This window comes from uncultured Tenacibaculum sp. (assembly GCF_947498805.1).
Lineage (GTDB): Bacteria > Bacteroidota > Bacteroidia > Flavobacteriales > Flavobacteriaceae > Polaribacter.
The window spans coordinates 36,750-55,056 of the sequence record NZ_CANMLT010000004.1 but is presented as its reverse complement, the minus strand read 5'-3'; the positions used below and the strand labels follow the sequence as shown (position 1 = coordinate 55,056).

Genomic DNA, 18,307 nt, shown 5'->3' with positions numbered 1-18,307 from the left:
TTTTAATCATTTAATTTTCTATAGTACTGGTTCCATTCTATAACTTAGTTTGAAACTAGTTTGACGAACCAGAGATACCACAACAGCTACAAAGTCCTGTATCTTCTCCTTCAACATCTTGTACATCTGTAAAAACGACCATTTCTAAACGATCTTCTAATTGTGTGATTTCAAATTCCTTCTTTAATTGTTCTATTTTATTCATTTTAAATAAGTTTAAATTACAGTAGCATTTTATATAATTTTAATACTAGTCTTTACCATTGGTTAGTATTAGCTACAAGAATTAATAATTTGGTTTGTTTAAGAAAAGTTTAGTTTATGTGGCATTAAACGGATTAATGCCACATAATAAACTATGATTAAGCAGGGTCACTACAACAGCAAACTCCGTTTCCTCCGTCACTTACTTCATCAACTGAAGAAACATTTACCATTTCTAAACGCTCTTCTAATTCAATTACATTTAATTCTTCTTTTAAGTTTTTTAAATCTTTCATTTTTATAATTTTTAAAGTTTTGGTTACTCTATTTTTAGGGTTTTCACCTTATTCCCCTATGTAATCACACTATACAGTGTTCTGTTCTCAATAACTTATATTATTGAGGATCACTACAACAGCAAACTCCGTTACTTCCTGCTTCAACTGCATCAGCCGCAGCAACATTTACCATTTCTAAACGGTCTTCTAATTCGATTACATTTAATTCTTCTTTTACGTTTTTTAAATCTTTCATTTTTAATTGTTTTAAAGTTTTGGCTACTCTATTTTCGGATTTTCACCTTGCTCCTAATTAATTACACTTTGAAGTGTTTCTTTGTTAACTATCCAAATTACTTTGGATCACTACAACAGCAAACAGTATTTGATCCTGACTCTACTTCTTGAGCTGCGATGTTTACCATTTCTAGACGCTCTTCTAATTCGATTACATCTAATTCTGTTTTGAATTCTTTTAAATCTTTCATTTTGATAGTTTTAAAGTTTTGGCTACTCTTTTCGGATTTTCACCTTCCTCCCTAATTAATTACACCCTAAAGTGTTTATCCAAATTACTTTGGATCACTACAACAGCAAACAGTATTTGATCCTGACTCTACTTCTTGAGCTGCGATGTTTACCATTTCTAGACGCTCTTCTAATTCGATTACATCTAATTCTGTTTTGAATTCTTTCAAATCTTTCATTTTGATAGTTTTAAAGTTTTGGCTACTCTTTTTTGGATTTTCACCTTTCTCCATATAAATTCTATGCAATACCGTTTGTTGATATTTACTCTGACAAGAATGAAGTTGAATGGGTTACCTATTTCTCTTTTTTACACAGCTTCAGCAACCACTGTTTTTTCTTGAGTATCCTTTTTACTCACATACTTGTCTTTGTTTTTATAAAACTCTAGTAGTAATCTTTCTTCTATATTGTATTTAATAGCAGGGCACGGTGAGATATTTTCTTTCCATAGCTTAGGACAAGCTCCTCCACAAATAGGTAATATTTTACAACCAGCACATGGGAAATCTCCATTGAGTACCTCATCATTCCATTCTGAATAAGGTCTCTTTTTGTTTGAGTACGATTCATCATATAATTTTGCAACCTTGAAGAAGTCATCGTTTTCGTATGCAGGAACTTGAGAAATCTCTGTACAGTTGTATACATCTCCATTAGCATCAAACACCTCGGCGTTTTCTTTTAAACTTGTACACACAATATGAGTCTTCTTTCCTGGTATGATTGCAAACTCATGTTTACGATTCATAAGTGCTATAAACTCTTTTATCTGGAACTGTGCATACTCATCTAAAGACAGCGATTTTAAATGTGCATCATTACCCCATGAATGTATAGGCGCTGTGTAGAAAGAAATTTTATTAAGGATGTTTTCGTTGTCTAATAATTCCATGAGGTCAAATGTGCTCATGTAATTTGATTGATCTACATTACATCTTACAACGATGTCAACATTTAAATCATCAAACCTTTCGTCATTAACAATCTCCTTTAAGTTTCTAAAAATTAAGTCAAATGTTTTCTGTTTAAGTTTTGTATGCCTTCTTAAATCATGGTGTTTTTCTGTACCATCTAAGGTTATTTCGAAGTTTTTTACTTTATGATTTTCTACTAGGTCAAAAAAGATTGGTTTCTTTAAACTTAATCCGTTTGTTACCATTTTAGCAGAATATTTTAATCCTCTTTCTTCTGATAGTTTTAAAAACTCTTTCGATAGCGCTCTAATATTTTTTAAGCCCATTAAAGGTTCTGCTCCAAACCATCCAATAAACAATCCTTTGTAATCTTTTAAACCAACGTTATGTGTTATTCTTTTTAAGATTTTATCACTTAAATCATCTGTAAGTGTGTCCTTTGAGTGAACTTGACCGCAATAATCACAACCTAACTGGCAATTTGCAGAAGGAGAAATTACTTGAAACAACGTCTTGTCGTCAGCAATAACCTTCTTGTTCTCATCAATTATTGACTTTAATTCGTTAAAATCTTTGTCAACAATAAGCTTTGCATCAATTAGATTTTGTAATACATCTTGATCAAGTTCATCAAAAGCTCTATTAATCAATCTTAAATGGTCTTCTATTTTTAACAATAACAACTTAGTAGATACGGTTGAATACAATAACCTGTACTTGTCGTTTATAATAGGTTCTGAGGTTACGATATATTGAGATATTTTGTATTTCATAATTAAAAAGTTAGTATTGTTTTTATTGGTTTAAAGAATTGCTTCTGGTTTCAAAATTAAGAGCTAAGTCAGCTATTTGAATTACACTAAAGTGTAGTTAAAGTCCTGATTATTAAAAACTACACTTTCGGGTAGGTTTAAAGAGTTTTGAGTATTTAACCTTAATTCATCAGATACTAAATGCTTGTTTCTATTGTAAAAACCGATTAATCCTTCATAAGTCATACATACAGGAATTGTTTCTGATCCTAAGTAGTTAATAGATTCTCCTACTACAGTAGCTCCTATACCTAAAGCTTTAAGAACTCTTAATAATTTACTATCACACTCTGCAAAGGCTACTGAGTTCTCTCTTTCACAAATAGGAGCAATAGCGCAAACCATTAGTTTCTTAAAAAGATTAAGATCACTTGCTTCTTTTTTAATGGCAAACCTTCCTATGTGCCAAATAGATTTTAATGGCGACATCCCTACTACATGTAATGGATTAATTCCAAAAATCTTCTCTATTGGTAAAACATCAGCATAATTCCATTTTAAAACTCTAATAGCTCCTTCAATAGCTCCATGAGAATTTTTAGAAACATAAATTTGAGAATCATTAAAAAAGCGTAGTTCTTCTTTATAAATAGAATTTATATCAGAACGATAGTTGCTTGGTAATTCATTTTCTGTGTGATGCTTGAAGTTTTCACTTACTACAAATTCAGCTAAGTTTAAAATTTCATTTGAAGGTAACATCTGTAAAAAATTGTTTCTAGTAGCCATGATAGTTTTTGTTTTATACACCCAAAACTATCGATGACCTCTTCCTTTTTCATTACACCAAAGTGTAGTTAAGTACTTGTAAATCAAAAAACTACACTTTAGTGTAGTTTTTCCCCTTCCCTTTATCAGATTTTTATTAGATTTGTCTTAGTCCTTCAAAAAATATCATATGAACAAGAATATCGATGACTTTTTCTCTTCGAAGAATACAGTCAATAATATTTCTGAAAACGAGTTGCAACAAACTTCTGATTATCTAGCACCTATAAAAGCGTTTGCTAGGACTACCTATAAAAGTATCTATATTATTGATTACGAAAAGAAAGGGTTTGAATATGTTTCTGACAATCCTTTGTTTTTATGTGGTCATACTGCTGAAGAGGTAAAGGAAATGGGATATGCCTTCTATTTCAAATATGTTACACAACCAGACTTAGATCTTTTATTAAAAATAAACACAGCTGGGTTTGATTTTTATGAGAAGCTACCTATAGAAGAGCGACTTCTTTACACTATCTCTTACGATTTTAATTTAAAAAACCAGGAGAAAAAGACAATACTAATTAATCAGAAACTAACACCATTGTTTTTAAGTAAAGATGGTAAAGTTTGGAAAGCCATTTGTATTATTTCTCTTTCTACGGAACAAAACTCTGGAAATGTAAAAATCTACAAACAAGGAGATAATAATATGTTCACGTATGATTTAGAAGGAAACTTTTGGAGTAATAGAGAAAAGATAAAATTAACAAATAGAGAAAAAGAAATTTTACAGTATTCTGCTAGGGGATTTAAAATAAATGAAATTGCAGAAACAATATTTGTGTCACCCGATACTGTAAAATTCCATAGAAAAAAACTATTTGATAAGCTTGAAGTGGCCAATATAACGGAAGCGATCTCATTTGCCACGAACAATAAGCTTATTTAATATTTAGTCACAAATTGTTGACATATAAAATTCTGGAAACGTTTTTACTGGTTTTCCTGTTGCAATATTGAACAATATATGTGTACAAACAGATGCAACTAACCATGAAGCTATTGATAACTGAGGAGGAGGTAATACCTCTTTCTCTTTTTTATATTCTTCCACGATATCTTCAATCCATTTTTGAGGCTTTCCCCAAAACTTCATATAGCTCGTTACATATTCTACCATCTTAACCTCATTAAACTTCTCGTCGTCTTTAGCAATAGAATCTAAGGTTAATCCTTGTGGAGAAATAACTGCCACCAAAGCTCCCCATCCTAGATTGTATGGATGTAAAACAGGGATCCCTTTTTCTTTACACAATTCATCAAACTTCAAAGGAATATCTGAAGTAAAATCAAGTGCATTTATTGCTATTTTATGATCTGATATAATCGATTCGATATTATCATCGTCAATAAAACAATTGTGTATTGTAATTTCCGCATTGGGATTAATAGATAACAATCTTTCCTTAATAGCTTCGGTTTTATCAACCCCTATATTTTCCTTAACATAGTTTTGCCTATTAAGATTCGATAGTTCTACCTTATCACCATCTACTATGGTTATTTTTTCAAAGCCTAAGCGCAATGCACATTCTGCAATTACACTTCCTATACCACAGCCACCAAGTAAAATAGAATAATCTTTAATTACTCCTTGCTCGTCTGGCTTTATATAGATTCGATTTCTACTATATGTTGTTTCCATTATATTTTAGATTTATTACAAAAGTATACCAAGTGCATTGTTTTCTTATTACACTAAAAGGTAGTTTTATAAAAAAATGAGGTCAAATGCTAATTATTTTTTTCGTTCCTAAATCTAGACAAAACCAATAAATTACTCAAGATAAAAACGATTAAATTCCTCTTTAAAAAGAAAAAATCTTAGCTCGAAGAACGCATAAAATTAATACCAACATAGATATCTAAACAGAAAATTTCATTAATTTTAAATGCGCCATATGGTATAACTAGATTGAAATGAATAATGATACCTCCAAATACCCAGCAATAGAAAAACTCAAACAGTACTTTGAGAATAACAGTATAGCTATTTCTGGAGAAAAACAGTTCGTAAGAAGTGATCTTTTCTTTGTGGATGTGTCCATTAATCAACAAACCTTTAAAATTCTTATTGAAGATGAGTATGGTGATTTTTCAAATACTAATGCTTTAATAAATTGGCTGCTTATTCTTATTTCACTCAAACTTTTTAATGAAACCGAAGACATTCTTGAATGGAGTAAAGAATTGGATATTTCTCCTTCGACATTTTTAGAATATTACAAATCTCTTTCAAGTACATATCAAAAAATTGAAAGCCTCATTGGTGAAATAAATCCTTATATCTCTTTTTATGATTATTACAATAGAACAGGAATTGTACGTGCTTTGTTAAAGCAATAAGAATAGAACACTTTTTCTTTTTAGGTATATTCGTATACCAATGCAATGAACACTTAAAAATGGACTCAGGAATTAAACTAACGACTACCGAATTAATATTCACAGAATTTTCTACAAAGGAAATTGGAAGTGCAATGTTTTGTAAGTCATTTAAGATAAAGCTTGAAAATATAAAACTAATAGGACTTAGTCCGAGGTTGGCATTAGATGATGAAGTGTTTTTTATTCTAATCATAGATCTACTAGGAAATATTTATCCAATTCCAGATTCAGTTCTTGGAACAGAAGGGTGTAATCAATTTGAAAAATACTTCAACCTAAATCCCATTCATAACGAGTGGGGTCATTTTGAGTATGAAGACCATTATGGAAAGACAGACAAAATAGTGTATCCTAAAGAACAGTACTGGAATGATCTATTTAAAAAAGACTGGAAACTCTTCTTAAGAGGGTTTTATTCATGGATTTCACCCAGATCGTTTTATGGAAATTTAAATACAACCAATTAGCATAAAAACTCAAGACTATGGACATTTCAAAACAAATTGTAAGTACAAGAAAGGCTAAGGGATTTACACAACAAATGTTAGCCGATAAAGCCAATTTAGCACTGAGTACCGTAAAGAGAATTGAAAATGGGAAAGTAACTCCTAGAATTCATACGTTGAGTGTGTTGTCAGAGATTTTAGAAATCGATTTATTACCCAAAGATTTTAAACACGAAAATAGTTTACAAGTAACATTGCTATCGGTAGTATTATCTTTTCTTCCTCCAACGAACATCGTTTATCTCTTAATGTCAAAATCTAAAGACAAAACAATTATAAACAAGCTGTTATTTCTTCAGATTTCTTCATTTATACTATTTGTTATTTTACTATTTGTAGTTCCTTTTATAACACATTTGGTTACAGGACAAAAAATCTACGCTCAAATAAATACACCTCAAATTTTGTACATGGGTTTTATACTGTTTAACTTCTTTGCAGGATTATCAATTGTGAAAAGATCTAAAATGCAAAAGCCACCTAAAAGCCACCATTAAAAACCCTGATGCTCTGCTCCTTTTAAATACTTTGTCTCAAACATTAAAACAATCATTGAGACATGAAAAAAATTATAATTTCCATTGTACTTAGCATACTCGTTACTGCTATCACTATACTAACACTCTTTGAAATTCAATCTCAAAAAGCCCAATTAAATGCAGATCATACTGAGACTATTAATTCTGAATTTCTAAAACAGAAAAGAAAACTATTGGTACACTTACCCAAAAGTTATATTGAAAACACTGCTAAAAAATATCCAGTGATCTACGCCTTAGATGCTACTTCTCATGATAGAGATGTCTTAAACGCAACTTCCATACTAAGTTTAAGCGGACATTTTCCTGAATCGATTATTGTAGGTATCGTAAATAAAAATAGACATAAAGATTTTACGCCTCCATACATCCTTCAAAATTCTTCAAAACCTGGAGGAGCAGACGCATTTTTGAAATTTTTACAACATGAAGTCATTCCTTTAATTACCAAAAACTACCGAACAAATCACTACAACATGATTTCTGGTAACTCAAGAGCCGGGCTCTTTGCTATGTATAGTTTGATAGAAAACCCTTCTCTTTTTAACGCTTATTTCTGCTATAGTCCTGCTTTTTGGAGAGGCAATAATATCATAGCACAAAAGTTAGATGAATTTTTAGCTACAAATTCCTCCAAAAACTTTGTGTATTTAAGTATTGGTCAAAATGAGAACAACAAAATGAAAAATGGATTTAATAAAGTTATAGAAGTTTTAAAACGAAATGATTCTAAGCCATTACAAGTTCATTACGATTATACTTCATTGGCCACTCATGGAACCAACGCTTATTATTCTATCCCAAAAGCTTTGAATATTTGGAGTGAAAAACATTAACTACAAATACCTTTAATTTGACTAGTTAAAGGTATTTTGGTTATAAACTTAATCTATCAAAAATTAATTTTTAACTAAACTTTATCAAACTAATTCCTTCCAATAATCGCTATAAAAATTAGAAGTTTCTAATAACTCTAAATGATTCCCACTTATTTTAGTTTCTCCATTTTCTAGTACATAGATAGTATCTGCATACTTTTTTAAAGTTTCCAAGCGATGAGATATAAACAAAATTCCCATTTGCTTTTTTAACTTGGCAATTAATTCTATACTAAATTTTTCCGTTTTTCTGTCCATTGCAGCGGTAGCCTCGTCTAGGATAAGCAATTGCGGTTTCTTATACAATACTCTCGCCAAAGCTATAATTTGCTTTTGTCCTCCCGACAAATTTACTCCTTCTTCACCTAATATAGTAGCATATCCTTGCGGAAAACCTTTGATAAACTCTTCAAAACCATATTCTTGACAAAAGCTAACAACCTTCTCTGGTTTGTCTTCTTTTCCTAATAAAATATTATCTAATACATTTCCATTAAAAATGGTAATTTCTTGTGGTACTATCCCCACCAAGCTTCTCCAATTATCAAGTTTTACATCTCTTAATGTACTTGTATTATTTATTACAATTTCTCCACTTTCAAAATCGTAAAACTTTTGGATTATCTGTCCTAATGTACTTTTACCACTTCCACTTTCTCCTACAATAGCAGTTAATTTTCCCTTTCTAACTGAAAGGTTAACATTTCTTAATAGTTCACTTCTTCCAGCAAAACGAAAAGATAAATTTTTAAACTCTAATGACTCAAAATTTTGAAGATTAACATTTCCTTGATTTTCTTTTTCAATAGATGTAAATTCAAACATACGATTGAAAGCAATTTTTGCTTCACTAATAGGAATTGCTACCAATGCTAAATTAGTAATAGAAGGTAATAAAGAACCTGCAATACCTAAAATTGCCATTAATTCACCTAATTGCATTTGCTTATTATACACTTGAAAAGATGTATATGCTAAAATTGCCATTAAAAACAACACTCCGGCAACTCCTGATAATAATGCCAAACGCACATTAATTTTCCCTAAATCAACTATCTTGTTTTGTAAATTGCCAAATACTAATTGGTTTAGTTTTTGAAAAAATGATTGACGGTTAAAATTTTTAACTGTTGCTATACCTTGCATAGAACTAATATAATTACTCTCACTTAGTGCATAACTTTGCATCACTTCTTTTTGTGACTGAATAATCTTAGTATTAAACCTATAAACTATAAGGAAGTAAATAGGTAAACTTATTAAGGCTATTATCGCGACTTTCCATGAATAAAAAAACAAAAAACCAAAGGAAACTAATACCACTAAAACATCAATAATAAAGTTACTGGCTATGAATTTAATTACTTTTTGCACTCTATTAGTATCGTTTAGTCTTGCCACTAATTCACCTATTTTTCTAGTATCAAAAAAAGGCTTTGGTAGATGTAATAGTGAGGAATAAAAAGAATCAATAATACGGTTATTAAAATCTTTAGATTGTCTTATAAGTAACAATTCCCTTAAAGCAGTGAAACCAACTCTTACCAACAATAAAAAAGTTAGTAACCCAATACCAAAAATTAATTTCTTTGTATTTTGAGAAGGTAAAATATCATCAATTAATTTCTGAGAGAACACAGACATTGCCATACTTAACAAGGCAATACCAATACCCAAAACAACACTTATTATTAACAATTTTTTATCTTCTTTGAGAAGCCTTATAAACCATACTCTTTTTGATTTTCTAGTTGTTGATTCTTTTACAAAACTATTATTTGGTGTTAAAGTTAAACAAGTTTTAGAAATCCAAATTTTTTCCAACTCTTCTTTAGAATAGTTAACAATACCTTTTGCTGGATCACCAATGATAAATTGATTATCTTCATAACCATAACACACCACATAGTGTTGTAATTTATCTTCTATTATCACATGTAAAATAACGGGCCTATTATGATCTATTAACGCTTGTATATCTGCTTCATTTCCTTCGGCAGTAAAACCTACTTTATTTGCCGTTTGATACAATCCTAAAAGTGTAGTTCCTTGTTTAGTTGTACCACTTAACTCTCTTAACTTTTCTAAAGAATTTGTTCCTCCATAATATTGTATCAAAGAAAGTAAACATGCTACTCCACAATCTGATTGATCATGCTGCAATACATGTAATTTTGTAATTAATTTCTTATTCATATAAATCTAAACCTTCCAATAAAGGGTATTCGTTTTAATAATTAATAAAATCTCTCTATTTCAAAACTTTTAAAATATTATCAATTTTAGTTACTCCTTTAAACTTTTTGAGAAGTTTATGATTACTATCATAAACAATAACATATGGTATTGAATGTACATCAAAAAGTTCAGAGAACTCTGCTTTCTTATCCTCTAGAAATACAATATTCTCTTTATTATTTAATTCATACCTCTTTGCAAATTGTTCAATTTCTTTTTTTGATTCAAAAGAGATAAAAACTAATTGTATGTTTTCAAATTCATTTAACCTTTGTTTTATTTTAATCGCCTCTGACTGACAATAATCACAATCTGAATTAAAATAAATAAAAACTGTAGGTATATTTCTCAAGTTATTTCGAGTGAAAATTTTTCCTTTAAGATTACTAAAAGAAAAGCTTGGTAAAACTTTAGTACGTTCAGTTACTTCTTTTTTATGAATAAGCTTATTTACTATTTTATACCCCAAAAGAGTAACAATAGTAAATAGAGTTATACCTAAAACTAATCTAATTTTCTTTTTCATTATTTTTTCAAGTCATTAAAAATTAAAGACACCTAAGTAGTCTGAAAAATTGTAATTTAATAAGGGTTTTCAACCATCATTAATTAGTTATCTAATAAAAACTTACCAAACTGTATTAATGTAAATATTTCAACAACATATTTGACCTCATTTATGTCAAATTTAAAACTAAAAACATCACCAAACCAAGCCAAATAGTTAGACCACTACCATAACTGGCTGCAGTAATCTCAAAACTCTTCCAAAAGTTGTTTTTAAGTAATTTATGTACTCCATATACTAACACAAAAAAATAAGCTATTTCAAATAAATTTATAGTTTGTAAAGGATAGATTAACCAAGGTTCCATCTTACTCACATCTAAAAAATTAATATAACTCAATGGATAATATTGTTGAACATCTTGTAATGTATAATCAACTTTTATATAAAGAAAATACAGCAATTTAACAATACCAACTGATAATATTACAAACTCTCCTAATATTGCTACTTTAAAAAAGTCCTTAAATTTTATTTTGTTTTGAATGTCATAAAAAAATAGACCTACACTTAAACAGACAGCAACTAAGCTACTTCTCAATAAAATAACAAAAGGCATAATTACATAACCAAGCCATTCCCATTTTTTCTGAGTATTAATAAAATCTTCAACTTGATTTTCCTCCAAAAAACTAGAATAAAAATCAAAAGTCAACCGATTTAAATCGAGTAAATGACTTGAGGAAAAAGTTAAAACTAAATTTAGAACTATTACCAATAAAAGCCAATTATTCTTTTTCATCTGAATTAATTTTCTTCCTATTAATATAACCTAAAGCAACTACAATAACAGCAAAAAGAAGATACGTTACTTTATTCCATTTTTCATCTAGTAAATTAAAAAAATACAAAATCAATAAAAAAAACAATGCTAAGGCTAATAAAATTTTTATTTTTCTCATAATATCTAAGAATTATATTTTAAATAAGCAACCCATTATTAGAAATGGGTTGCTAAAATAATTAAGATGCAATCCAACACCCTATTGCAACAGTAGAAAGAGCAACTGTACCTGCCGCTCCAACAGGATTCCAAAAATTAGCAGCTGCACCTAATATATATATTGATGCACTTACTTTAAATCCGTCACAAAAACCTTTAACTGCATCATTTCCTCCCTCAACAGAAACCATACTATCTAAACTCAAACTTTTCATATCTTAACAATTTACCATATTTAAATAAGTACCTCCTACAAGTCCAACAACACCTCCAATAGCAGCTCCTAAAAGCCCTCCAGCAATAGCTCCTCCAGCTAGTGCACCAACCATGAAAGAATTACCTTCTGTTACACAATCAGGAGCACTCTTAAAACAATTTAAACAACCTCCTTCTAAAATTTCCATTCGATTTAACTCTAATGTTTTCATATCAAAAATATTTTAAAATAAACGCTAACAAAACGAATACAATTTTTATCATTTATAAATAACGTTTATAACTATAATTTTCTACGATTTCTTTTATGTCACTCATAGCTTTATGACAATTTTTGCAAAAATATTGTTTATGTTTTTCAATCATTATTGTATAATAAGATGTAATCAAGAATTTCATCGGACAGCAATTTTACCAGATAGCAATATCATCGGATAGCAATTTTACCAGATAGCAATATCATCGGATAGCAATTTTACCAGATAGCAATATCATCGAATAGTAATATCATCGGATAGCAATTTCACCAGATAGCAATTCTTTTTCTACCGGCGAATTTAAAAAACATTTTGAACAACCCAAAAAAACATTTTGATTTTTCTTCAATTTCAATTTATAATTAACTCAACAACTAAATTTCGAAAAAGTATTGAATAAAAAAACACCTAAGAATTAACAAATAATTCATTAGGTGTTTTAAGTACCAAAGGTGGGATTGTATATCCCGTTATTGAATTTTATATTCTACTGAATTACAGTTGGTTATATTTATAAAAAAATACTAAAACGTACACTTAGTGCCTCAATTTTGACACAATTACCTTAACGTAGGTTTCTGATTACTAAACAATTACAAATATAACATAAAACAAAAGTCATTTACAACTTGGTTATATCATTTATAGCGAATTTATACAAAGTGATTATGTGTTATTTTGTACTATTTGTACTCATTTGTATTTACTTTGTCTCAAACCTTATAATTATAATAAAACAATAGAGTACTTAACTGAGTATAATTAAGAGTACAAAAGATTTTGAGTACCTTAAAATTTATGCTTTTTAATTCCTTTTCAGGGTTTTCCCTGATTGATTCCTAAAAATAATCAGCCTACTTTTGTTTATCATTTTACAGATGCTTAAAAAAACTATCTTTATGTCTTGTATTTAATCATAAAAGATATTTAAAAAATGAAAATTTTAAAAGCATTATTTTTAGTAGCGTCTGTATCATTATTTTTAACTTCTTGTGGAAAAGAAACAGAAGAGGAACAAATAAAGAATTTACAATTAGGCTATGAATTACAAGCAACAGACAAAGATAATGTCGGAACCTCAGGAAACAACGGTGGCGGAGGCGGACAAGACGAAGGGAACGGATCTTCTGGATGGGGAGACTAAAATAAATTATATACAAGTCTTATTATCAGTATTCCTACTATTAACAATTTTAGGGAGTATTTTTAGTTATGTTCCTTTTCAAAATGAAGTTGATTTAGTAGAGGAGTATAAAACTTTGTACCCTAAAATTAAAGATAGTACTAATCAAAAAGAATTATCATTATTTAAAGAATTTAAAAGCCAATTACCTAAAGAATACGTCACAAGATTAAAAAAAATCAAACAACACGATTTTAAAAGTGTTCAAGCCTATAAAAAAAGAAAAGAACAATTGGTTAAAGAACAAAACGTTTTTGGTTTTATCCATCTTGAAGCCTTTTTACAATATATTGGCATGTATTTAAGTTTAATTGCTTTATCCATTGCTGGATTCATAGGTGCAAGAATAAAAGATAACTCCGCAAAAAAAATATTTGATATTATTTATTTCCTTGGAATCTTAATTGGAATTTTCTTCGTTTACTATGCAGTATATGATGAAGCTGATTTTCCTAGAGCTGTTCATTATTTTGTTTTTATTTCCTATATAATTATCTCGTTCTTAATTTTAAGAAGTGTTCATTATTATCTAATAAACTTTAAGTTTTATTCATCTGTAATTAAGAAATTAAATAGCCTACTACTTACCCATAGTTTAAAGTATATACATCCAAATAAAAAAGAAAAATATATACATGATACGGTTGAAGAAATTGATAAAACTATTTATAGAAAGTAAATAACATGTTTTTACACTCGAAGAAAAAGAAAACCTTATCCACCTTAGATAAGCTTAAAAAGGATGGCTTTTTAAGCGATTATGATTGCGATAAAGTTAGTGATGAATTACTTGAAGAATTAAGGGATGAGTTTTTATCAAATAATATAAAACTCGATCAATTGTTATTCGATCTTAGAGATAATAAAGGATTTGAAATACGAAAAAATGAAATAAACATGTTATTTTTTAGGGAGGTCACTAATTTTTCTTTCTAATACATTAATTGCTCCTTTATATTCAATATTCTTTTTCCATAAAAAGTACTTTTCATTCTCCAAACATTCTTCTTCATTAGAATGTAAAAAACTAACAATCATGTCTATTGTTACTACTCCATTTTCATTTGGTAACAAAACTAATTGATTATCGAAAGATGACGTTTTAATATCTCCAGAGATATCCGAAACATTATTTAAAACATCAAAAAGTTCCTTTGAATCTGGAAATTTTTCAATTAACTTTTCAATATTACTTGTATGTAGCTTTTTTGTCTTACCTGATAGGACTCTATATACTGTAGATGTGGCAATTCCAGCTATTTCAGCAAGTTGTTCACTGCTTAAATTATTAGTTTGTTTAATTTGAATTAAGATTGCTTGTAGAGTCATTTTTCCGAATATTTCCTAAAATAATTAGAAAATTCTCATTTTATTGAGAATTTATCATATATTTGTTGTGTAAATATACAAATATATCCATTTACACACATTATATTCTCAATAATTGAGAATTATTGCAAAATGTAAATTTAGAAATATTAGTATCTGTAGATTTAGTTTTTAGCTAAAAAAAGCTCCTAGTTAACTAGGAGCTTTAAAAAGAAAGATTGTGAAATCAAACTTTTTGTCTTGCAACTTCAAAGTTAATTTATCCTTTCTTTTTCTACAAATTTTATTGTTACAAAATATAATATTCAATCTTTTGTCGGTAAAGAATGAATCATTGTAAAACATAACCATATATCACGTGGTTGCAACCTTTTCTACCGACATAAAAAGTTAAGGTTGCTTTTTTTGAACAAGTAAATAACTCAATCCAATAAAATTATGATTAAGTCGGTACATAATAATTTGGTTATCAAATTTCATGTTTATGGAAAATTATAAATTTAATAAACATGACTTATACAAAGCAACCAATCAAGGATTAGATATAATTCACAAATATTTTCCAGAAAGCATAGGTTGTGAGTCTTCAAGTAGCAAAAAATTCAAGTTTAGGCAAACTGAAAAAACAGCGAGTGCTAGTTTATTTTATGCTCCAAATAAGATTTGGTATATTAAAGATTTTGGAGATAAGTCTTATGACGCTTTAAGTTCTGTAATAAACTTAAAAGGTTTAGATTTTAAGCAAGTTCTTCATAGATTATATTCCGAATTTCAAGTTCCTATTTCATCCAAAATTTATACTCCTAATATAGAGTTTAAAGAAAATAAAGAGCTTCTTCCTTTGAGTCACTTTAAAATTATTACAAAAGAATATAGTAACCTTAATATTGTTGGTCGTTTCATTAATAATGAAATAGCTAAAAATTACAATTTCTTTGAAGTTGATTTTTATGAAAAAATCACAAAAAAAGAAAGGAAACTAATGATTACTAAAAGTTCTGATTATTATCCAATTTTCGCCTATTCAAACAATTTAGAAAAATGGGCAAAAACCTATAAACCACAAGAGTTTAAACATAAAAACAAAGATGGTAAAACCGTTAATTACAAACATGGTTATTTAGGAACGAAGGATAATGAATACATTCATGGACTTGATCGTATTTTAAATGATGTTGATGAAGAACAAATATCTTATTTATTTGAGGACTTAAAACGAACTAACACAAGTCTCACTAAAAAAGATATCCTTAATGAAATTAAAGAACTTCAAGTTAAGAATATTATTATATGCAGCGGTGGTTCAGATGGACTCAATTTAGCATCTATATCGAATGATTATTACCCAATTTGGCTTAATAGTGAAGGTCAACAATTAACTTATAGTCAATATCAAAGAATAAATAAATTATGTCAAAACTTCTACAATTTACCTGATATAGACAACTCAGGAAAAAAGTATGCCTATTCTTTAGCTAATCAATACTGGAACATAAAAACGATTTGGCTTCCTGAATCTAAAATGGGAGATAATGGAAAGGATTTTAGAGACTGGCTAAAATATTATCAATACTCAGATAAAGAAACTATTAAAAGGCAATTTGACAAATTAATGTTAGTGGCATTAAAATGTAATTTTATTGATTCAAATGATAAAGGAAGGCCACAAATTAACTTATCCAATTTACATTATTTTTTAAATGCTAATAATTATCATGGGTATAGACAGAACTTAAACATTCAAGAGAAAAGTAATGAAGACACCTCTTTTTTAGTAAAAGTAGAGGATTATAAAGTTGCTGTTCCAGAAACATCGGAAATTCGAAAATTTTGTATTGATTATTTAATAGACAAAGGAGCTTGTCTAGATAAAATTAATCTAATTAAGAGGTCTAGAGCGTTTTCTACAGCTGAACTTAAAAACATAGATAAAAAAGATCTCAACTTTACCAATTGCAACGCTTCTTATCAACTATTCTACTTTAAGAATGGTATAGTAACAGTAACAAAAAATGGTGTTGTATTTAGTACTCAAAACACACTAAACAAATATGTTTGGAAACATAAAGTAGTGAATAAAAACTTCGAAGTATTAAACCACTTCTTCAATTATTATAAAGACGATAAAGGAAATAATAGAGTTAAAATTTTGGACACTTCATGTGATTTCATGTCGTACTTGATTAATGGAAGTCGTGTCTATTGGAGAAAAGAAATTGAACTACAGTTTAATACTAAAGCAGAAAGGGAAAATTATAGATCAAATAACCGTTTTACATTAAATGGTAAATATTTATCAGAAGAAGAACAAATAACACAAGAGCAACACTTTCTTAATAAATGTTTTGCTCTGGGGTATTTAATACATCGATATAAACGAGAAGATTTTGCAAAATTCGTTTATATAATGGATGATACTGTCAAAGAAAGTGATGATGATGCTAATGGCGGAACTGGTAAGAGTTTAAGCATAAGGGGATTGAAAGAATTATTGAACATTTTTACAATTGATGGAAAAGATGACAACCTTTCATCCAATAAACACTTATTAGGTGGACTACAAAAAGAGCATGACATCATTAATATAGAAGATGGTAAGAAAGGAGGTGCATTTGATTTTTTTTACAACAAAATTACTGGCGAAGTTGAAGTTAACCCAAAAGGAAAACAAGGGTACTCTTTGTCTTTTGCAGAATCTCCAAAGTTTGTTGGGACATTTAATTATGGTTTGAATAAAAACAGAGGTTCTGACTTGAGACGACTATTCTTTGTTTCTTTTGGTGACTACTACCATGCTCATACAGATAATTTTAATGAAGAAAGGAAGGTTTCGGACGACTTTGGATATTCATTTTTTCAAGATTGGGACGATAAACAATATAACAAGTTCTACAATTTCTTAATGCAATGCTGTCAACTGTATTTATCAAATATTAGAAATGAGTTTAAAGCTCCTATGAACAACATCCTCCTTAACAATTTAAAAGCGCAAATAGGCGATAACTGTATCGAATGGGCTACTGAATACTTTTCAGACGAAGAACATTTCAATAAAAACATTTTAAGGAGTGATCTCTATAGTAACTACGTAGATTTTGTAGGTAAAAAGTCAGCTCTTGGCGCGAGAAAATTTAAGACTGCTGTTGAAAAATTTTGCAAAATGGAAGGCTATGTGTTCAATCCAAAAAATTTAAAAGATTCGCAAGGTAGGATTATGATCAATCAAATTTTACCAGGCACTCAAAAAAGGGTAAAAAAAGAATGCTTTTATATAAAAAACGAGAATTATGTTGAATCATATAATATAAATATAGATGAAATTGAACATTAAAGAAATGAAGTGGTGTTGGGAAAACGGCATTAAAATAAACCCGTTTCCATTAGCTTCTAATGGTTCAATTCTAAAAATCCAAATAAGTAAGAATGGGAATGAAACTCTTGGTGAAAAACGCTACACTAAAAATAACATCCATCAAAGAATTAATGAAATGTATAAAGAAATTTATGAAAAGAACATCATTAAGTCCCAATTATGAATGTAGACATAAAAACCAAAGTTTAATTGTAGTAGAGGGCTTTGCCGAATGGGAAGAAACTGCAATAATCTGTATGGATTGCAAAAACAAAATATAAAAAACAATATCAAATTATAAATTACTCATTAGAGGATAAAATGATATGTAAAAAGCACTAAAAGCAGATAAGTTTAAGTGTAAACTTTAATCTAAAAAAACGATAATGAAAAATTCAGA

At 28.9% G+C, this 18,307-nt stretch carries 24 protein-coding genes; 9 read left to right on the top strand and 15 right to left on the bottom strand.

All coding sequences use genetic code 11. The features are described from left to right. Nucleotides 1-55 precede the first annotated feature (55 nt). The 7 genes from Q0873_RS08615 to Q0873_RS08585 all read right to left on the bottom strand — a co-directional run bounded on the left by Q0873_RS08615 (nucleotide 56) and on the right by Q0873_RS08585 (nucleotide 3,468). The gene (locus Q0873_RS08615) at nucleotides 56-205 is read right to left on the bottom strand and encodes a hypothetical protein (RefSeq protein ID WP_299106119.1); all 150 of its coding nucleotides are present in this window, start codon (nucleotides 203-205) and stop codon (nucleotides 56-58) included. A 157-nt stretch (nucleotides 206-362) separates the two neighbouring features. Further along, nucleotides 363-500, bottom strand: coding sequence for a hypothetical protein (locus Q0873_RS08610; RefSeq protein ID WP_299106118.1), 138 nt, complete (start codon nucleotides 498-500; stop codon nucleotides 363-365). Between the two features lie 100 nt (nucleotides 501-600). After that, nucleotides 601-738: a hypothetical protein gene (locus Q0873_RS08605; RefSeq protein ID WP_299106117.1), complete on the bottom strand. Its 138-nt coding sequence runs from the start codon at nucleotides 736-738 to the stop codon at nucleotides 601-603. A 97-nt stretch (nucleotides 739-835) separates the two neighbouring features. Continuing rightward, nucleotides 836-970 (bottom strand): hypothetical protein, encoded by a 135-nt coding sequence (locus Q0873_RS08600; RefSeq protein ID WP_299106116.1) that lies wholly within the window; start codon nucleotides 968-970, stop codon nucleotides 836-838. A gap of 84 nt (nucleotides 971-1,054) precedes the next feature. Further along, nucleotides 1,055-1,189, bottom strand: a complete 135-nt coding sequence (locus tag Q0873_RS08595; protein ID WP_299106116.1) for a hypothetical protein — start codon at nucleotides 1,187-1,189, stop codon at nucleotides 1,055-1,057. Nucleotides 1,190-1,320: 131 nt separating this feature from the next. Then, nucleotides 1,321-2,700 carry a radical SAM protein gene (locus Q0873_RS08590; protein WP_299106115.1) on the bottom strand — a complete coding sequence of 460 codons (1,380 nt, stop codon included), beginning with the start codon at nucleotides 2,698-2,700 and terminating at the stop codon, nucleotides 1,321-1,323. A gap of 81 nt (nucleotides 2,701-2,781) precedes the next feature. Next, a complete protein-coding gene (locus Q0873_RS08585) occupies nucleotides 2,782-3,468 on the bottom strand; it encodes a hypothetical protein (protein WP_299106114.1) in 687 nt (228 codons plus the stop codon). 169 nt (nucleotides 3,469-3,637) lie between these two features. Between Q0873_RS08585 and Q0873_RS08580 the strand changes: the two genes are divergently transcribed. After that, complete coding sequence (locus tag Q0873_RS08580; protein WP_299106111.1) at nucleotides 3,638-4,399, top strand: LuxR C-terminal-related transcriptional regulator; 762 nt, start codon at nucleotides 3,638-3,640, stop codon at nucleotides 4,397-4,399. Nucleotides 4,400-4,402: 3 nt separating this feature from the next. Here the strand turns inward: Q0873_RS08580 and Q0873_RS08575 are convergent, their stop codons facing one another. Further along, entirely contained in the window at nucleotides 4,403-5,155 is a 753-nt protein-coding gene (locus Q0873_RS08575) for a ThiF family adenylyltransferase (RefSeq protein WP_299106108.1), read from the bottom strand. Between the two features lie 275 nt (nucleotides 5,156-5,430). On the opposite strand from Q0873_RS08575, the gene Q0873_RS08570 reads away from it, so the two are divergent. From Q0873_RS08570 to Q0873_RS08555, 4 genes are all read left to right on the top strand, one after another. Next, the gene (locus Q0873_RS08570; protein WP_299106105.1) at nucleotides 5,431-5,856 is read left to right on the top strand and encodes a hypothetical protein; all 426 of its coding nucleotides are present in this window, start codon (nucleotides 5,431-5,433) and stop codon (nucleotides 5,854-5,856) included. A 59-nt stretch (nucleotides 5,857-5,915) separates the two neighbouring features. Then, complete coding sequence (locus Q0873_RS08565; RefSeq protein ID WP_299106103.1) at nucleotides 5,916-6,365, top strand: hypothetical protein; 450 nt, start codon at nucleotides 5,916-5,918, stop codon at nucleotides 6,363-6,365. Between the two features lie 17 nt (nucleotides 6,366-6,382). Further along, a complete protein-coding gene (locus tag Q0873_RS08560; RefSeq protein WP_299106101.1) occupies nucleotides 6,383-6,901 on the top strand; it encodes a helix-turn-helix transcriptional regulator in 519 nt (172 codons plus the stop codon). Between the two features lie 62 nt (nucleotides 6,902-6,963). After that, entirely contained in the window at nucleotides 6,964-7,779 is an 816-nt protein-coding gene (locus tag Q0873_RS08555; protein WP_299106098.1) for an alpha/beta hydrolase-fold protein, read from the top strand. Between the two features lie 84 nt (nucleotides 7,780-7,863). Here the strand turns inward: Q0873_RS08555 and Q0873_RS08550 are convergent, their stop codons facing one another. The 6 genes from Q0873_RS08550 to Q0873_RS08525 form a co-directional block, all read right to left on the bottom strand. Further along, nucleotides 7,864-10,017, bottom strand: a complete 2,154-nt coding sequence (locus Q0873_RS08550) for a peptidase domain-containing ABC transporter (protein WP_299106096.1) — start codon at nucleotides 10,015-10,017, stop codon at nucleotides 7,864-7,866. Between the two features lie 55 nt (nucleotides 10,018-10,072). After that, nucleotides 10,073-10,585 (bottom strand): redoxin domain-containing protein, encoded by a 513-nt coding sequence (locus Q0873_RS08545; protein WP_299106094.1) that lies wholly within the window; start codon nucleotides 10,583-10,585, stop codon nucleotides 10,073-10,075. A gap of 151 nt (nucleotides 10,586-10,736) precedes the next feature. Then, nucleotides 10,737-11,369: a hypothetical protein gene (locus Q0873_RS08540; RefSeq protein WP_299106092.1), complete on the bottom strand. Its 633-nt coding sequence runs from the start codon at nucleotides 11,367-11,369 to the stop codon at nucleotides 10,737-10,739. After that, nucleotides 11,356-11,529: a hypothetical protein gene (locus Q0873_RS08535; RefSeq protein WP_299106090.1), complete on the bottom strand. Its 174-nt coding sequence runs from the start codon at nucleotides 11,527-11,529 to the stop codon at nucleotides 11,356-11,358. Before Q0873_RS08535 ends, Q0873_RS08540 begins: the two co-directional genes overlap by 14 nt. A 61-nt stretch (nucleotides 11,530-11,590) precedes the next feature. Continuing rightward, a complete protein-coding gene (locus Q0873_RS08530; protein WP_299106087.1) occupies nucleotides 11,591-11,785 on the bottom strand; it encodes a hypothetical protein in 195 nt (64 codons plus the stop codon). Nucleotides 11,786-11,788: 3 nt separating this feature from the next. Further along, nucleotides 11,789-11,998 carry a hypothetical protein gene (locus Q0873_RS08525; protein ID WP_299106084.1) on the bottom strand — a complete coding sequence of 70 codons (210 nt, stop codon included), beginning with the start codon at nucleotides 11,996-11,998 and terminating at the stop codon, nucleotides 11,789-11,791. A 979-nt stretch (nucleotides 11,999-12,977) separates the two neighbouring features. Between Q0873_RS08525 and Q0873_RS08520 the strand changes: the two genes are divergently transcribed. Both Q0873_RS08520 and Q0873_RS08515 read left to right on the top strand, forming a co-directional pair. Further along, on the top strand, nucleotides 12,978-13,187 hold the full coding sequence (locus Q0873_RS08520) for a hypothetical protein (protein WP_299106082.1): 210 nt from the start codon (nucleotides 12,978-12,980) through the stop codon (nucleotides 13,185-13,187). After that, a complete protein-coding gene (locus Q0873_RS08515) occupies nucleotides 13,111-13,905 on the top strand; it encodes a hypothetical protein (protein WP_299106080.1) in 795 nt (264 codons plus the stop codon). The genes Q0873_RS08520 and Q0873_RS08515 overlap by 77 nt, the downstream gene beginning before the upstream one ends. A 221-nt stretch (nucleotides 13,906-14,126) precedes the next feature. On the opposite strand, the gene Q0873_RS08510 is transcribed toward Q0873_RS08515, so the two are convergent. Then, a complete protein-coding gene (locus Q0873_RS08510; RefSeq protein WP_299106078.1) occupies nucleotides 14,127-14,555 on the bottom strand; it encodes a helix-turn-helix transcriptional regulator in 429 nt (142 codons plus the stop codon). 484 nt (nucleotides 14,556-15,039) lie between these two features. Here Q0873_RS08510 and Q0873_RS08505 point away from each other — a divergent pair, with 484 nt between their 5' ends. Together Q0873_RS08505 and Q0873_RS08500 are read left to right on the top strand one after the other, a co-directional pair. Further along, nucleotides 15,040-17,886: a hypothetical protein gene (locus Q0873_RS08505; RefSeq protein ID WP_299106076.1), complete on the top strand. Its 2,847-nt coding sequence runs from the start codon at nucleotides 15,040-15,042 to the stop codon at nucleotides 17,884-17,886. Next, complete coding sequence (locus Q0873_RS08500) at nucleotides 17,870-18,091, top strand: hypothetical protein (RefSeq protein WP_299106073.1); 222 nt, start codon at nucleotides 17,870-17,872, stop codon at nucleotides 18,089-18,091. Before Q0873_RS08505 ends, Q0873_RS08500 begins: the two co-directional genes overlap by 17 nt. Nucleotides 18,092-18,307 lie beyond the last annotated feature (216 nt).

What these genes read in the sequence shown, in the direction of transcription:
- Q0873_RS08525 (WP_299106084.1), bottom strand. Translation starts at nt 11,998, where the DNA reads ATGAAAACATTAGAGTTAAATCGAATGGAAATTTTAGAAGGAGGTTGT.
- Q0873_RS08515 (WP_299106080.1), top strand. Translation starts at nt 13,111, where the DNA reads ATGTCGGAACCTCAGGAAACAACGGTGGCGGAGGCGGACAAGACGAAG.
- Q0873_RS08505 (WP_299106076.1), top strand. Translation starts at nt 15,040, where the DNA reads ATGGAAAATTATAAATTTAATAAACATGACTTATACAAAGCAACCAAT.
- Q0873_RS08565 (WP_299106103.1), top strand. Translation starts at nt 5,916, where the DNA reads ATGGACTCAGGAATTAAACTAACGACTACCGAATTAATATTCACAGAA.
- Q0873_RS08520 (WP_299106082.1), top strand. Translation starts at nt 12,978, where the DNA reads ATGAAAATTTTAAAAGCATTATTTTTAGTAGCGTCTGTATCATTATTT.
- Q0873_RS08575 (WP_299106108.1), bottom strand. Translation starts at nt 5,155, where the DNA reads ATGGAAACAACATATAGTAGAAATCGAATCTATATAAAGCCAGACGAG.
- Q0873_RS08500 (WP_299106073.1), top strand. Translation starts at nt 17,870, where the DNA reads ATGAAATTGAACATTAAAGAAATGAAGTGGTGTTGGGAAAACGGCATT.
- Q0873_RS08555 (WP_299106098.1), top strand. Translation starts at nt 6,964, where the DNA reads ATGAAAAAAATTATAATTTCCATTGTACTTAGCATACTCGTTACTGCT.
- Q0873_RS08530 (WP_299106087.1), bottom strand. Translation starts at nt 11,785, where the DNA reads ATGAAAAGTTTGAGTTTAGATAGTATGGTTTCTGTTGAGGGAGGAAAT.
- Q0873_RS08535 (WP_299106090.1), bottom strand. Translation starts at nt 11,529, where the DNA reads ATGAGAAAAATAAAAATTTTATTAGCCTTAGCATTGTTTTTTTTATTG.
- Q0873_RS08585 (WP_299106114.1), bottom strand. Translation starts at nt 3,468, where the DNA reads ATGGCTACTAGAAACAATTTTTTACAGATGTTACCTTCAAATGAAATT.
- Q0873_RS08580 (WP_299106111.1), top strand. Translation starts at nt 3,638, where the DNA reads ATGAACAAGAATATCGATGACTTTTTCTCTTCGAAGAATACAGTCAAT.
- Q0873_RS08560 (WP_299106101.1), top strand. Translation starts at nt 6,383, where the DNA reads ATGGACATTTCAAAACAAATTGTAAGTACAAGAAAGGCTAAGGGATTT.
- Q0873_RS08545 (WP_299106094.1), bottom strand. Translation starts at nt 10,585, where the DNA reads ATGAAAAAGAAAATTAGATTAGTTTTAGGTATAACTCTATTTACTATT.
- Q0873_RS08570 (WP_299106105.1), top strand. Translation starts at nt 5,431, where the DNA reads ATGAATAATGATACCTCCAAATACCCAGCAATAGAAAAACTCAAACAG.
- Q0873_RS08615 (WP_299106119.1), bottom strand. Translation starts at nt 205, where the DNA reads ATGAATAAAATAGAACAATTAAAGAAGGAATTTGAAATCACACAATTA.
- Q0873_RS08550 (WP_299106096.1), bottom strand. Translation starts at nt 10,017, where the DNA reads ATGAATAAGAAATTAATTACAAAATTACATGTATTGCAGCATGATCAA.
- Q0873_RS08610 (WP_299106118.1), bottom strand. Translation starts at nt 500, where the DNA reads ATGAAAGATTTAAAAAACTTAAAAGAAGAATTAAATGTAATTGAATTA.
- Q0873_RS08600 (WP_299106116.1), bottom strand. Translation starts at nt 970, where the DNA reads ATGAAAGATTTAAAAGAATTCAAAACAGAATTAGATGTAATCGAATTA.
- Q0873_RS08540 (WP_299106092.1), bottom strand. Translation starts at nt 11,369, where the DNA reads ATGAAAAAGAATAATTGGCTTTTATTGGTAATAGTTCTAAATTTAGTT.
- Q0873_RS08510 (WP_299106078.1), bottom strand. Translation starts at nt 14,555, where the DNA reads ATGACTCTACAAGCAATCTTAATTCAAATTAAACAAACTAATAATTTA.
- Q0873_RS08595 (WP_299106116.1), bottom strand. Translation starts at nt 1,189, where the DNA reads ATGAAAGATTTGAAAGAATTCAAAACAGAATTAGATGTAATCGAATTA.
- Q0873_RS08590 (WP_299106115.1), bottom strand. Translation starts at nt 2,700, where the DNA reads ATGAAATACAAAATATCTCAATATATCGTAACCTCAGAACCTATTATA.
- Q0873_RS08605 (WP_299106117.1), bottom strand. Translation starts at nt 738, where the DNA reads ATGAAAGATTTAAAAAACGTAAAAGAAGAATTAAATGTAATCGAATTA.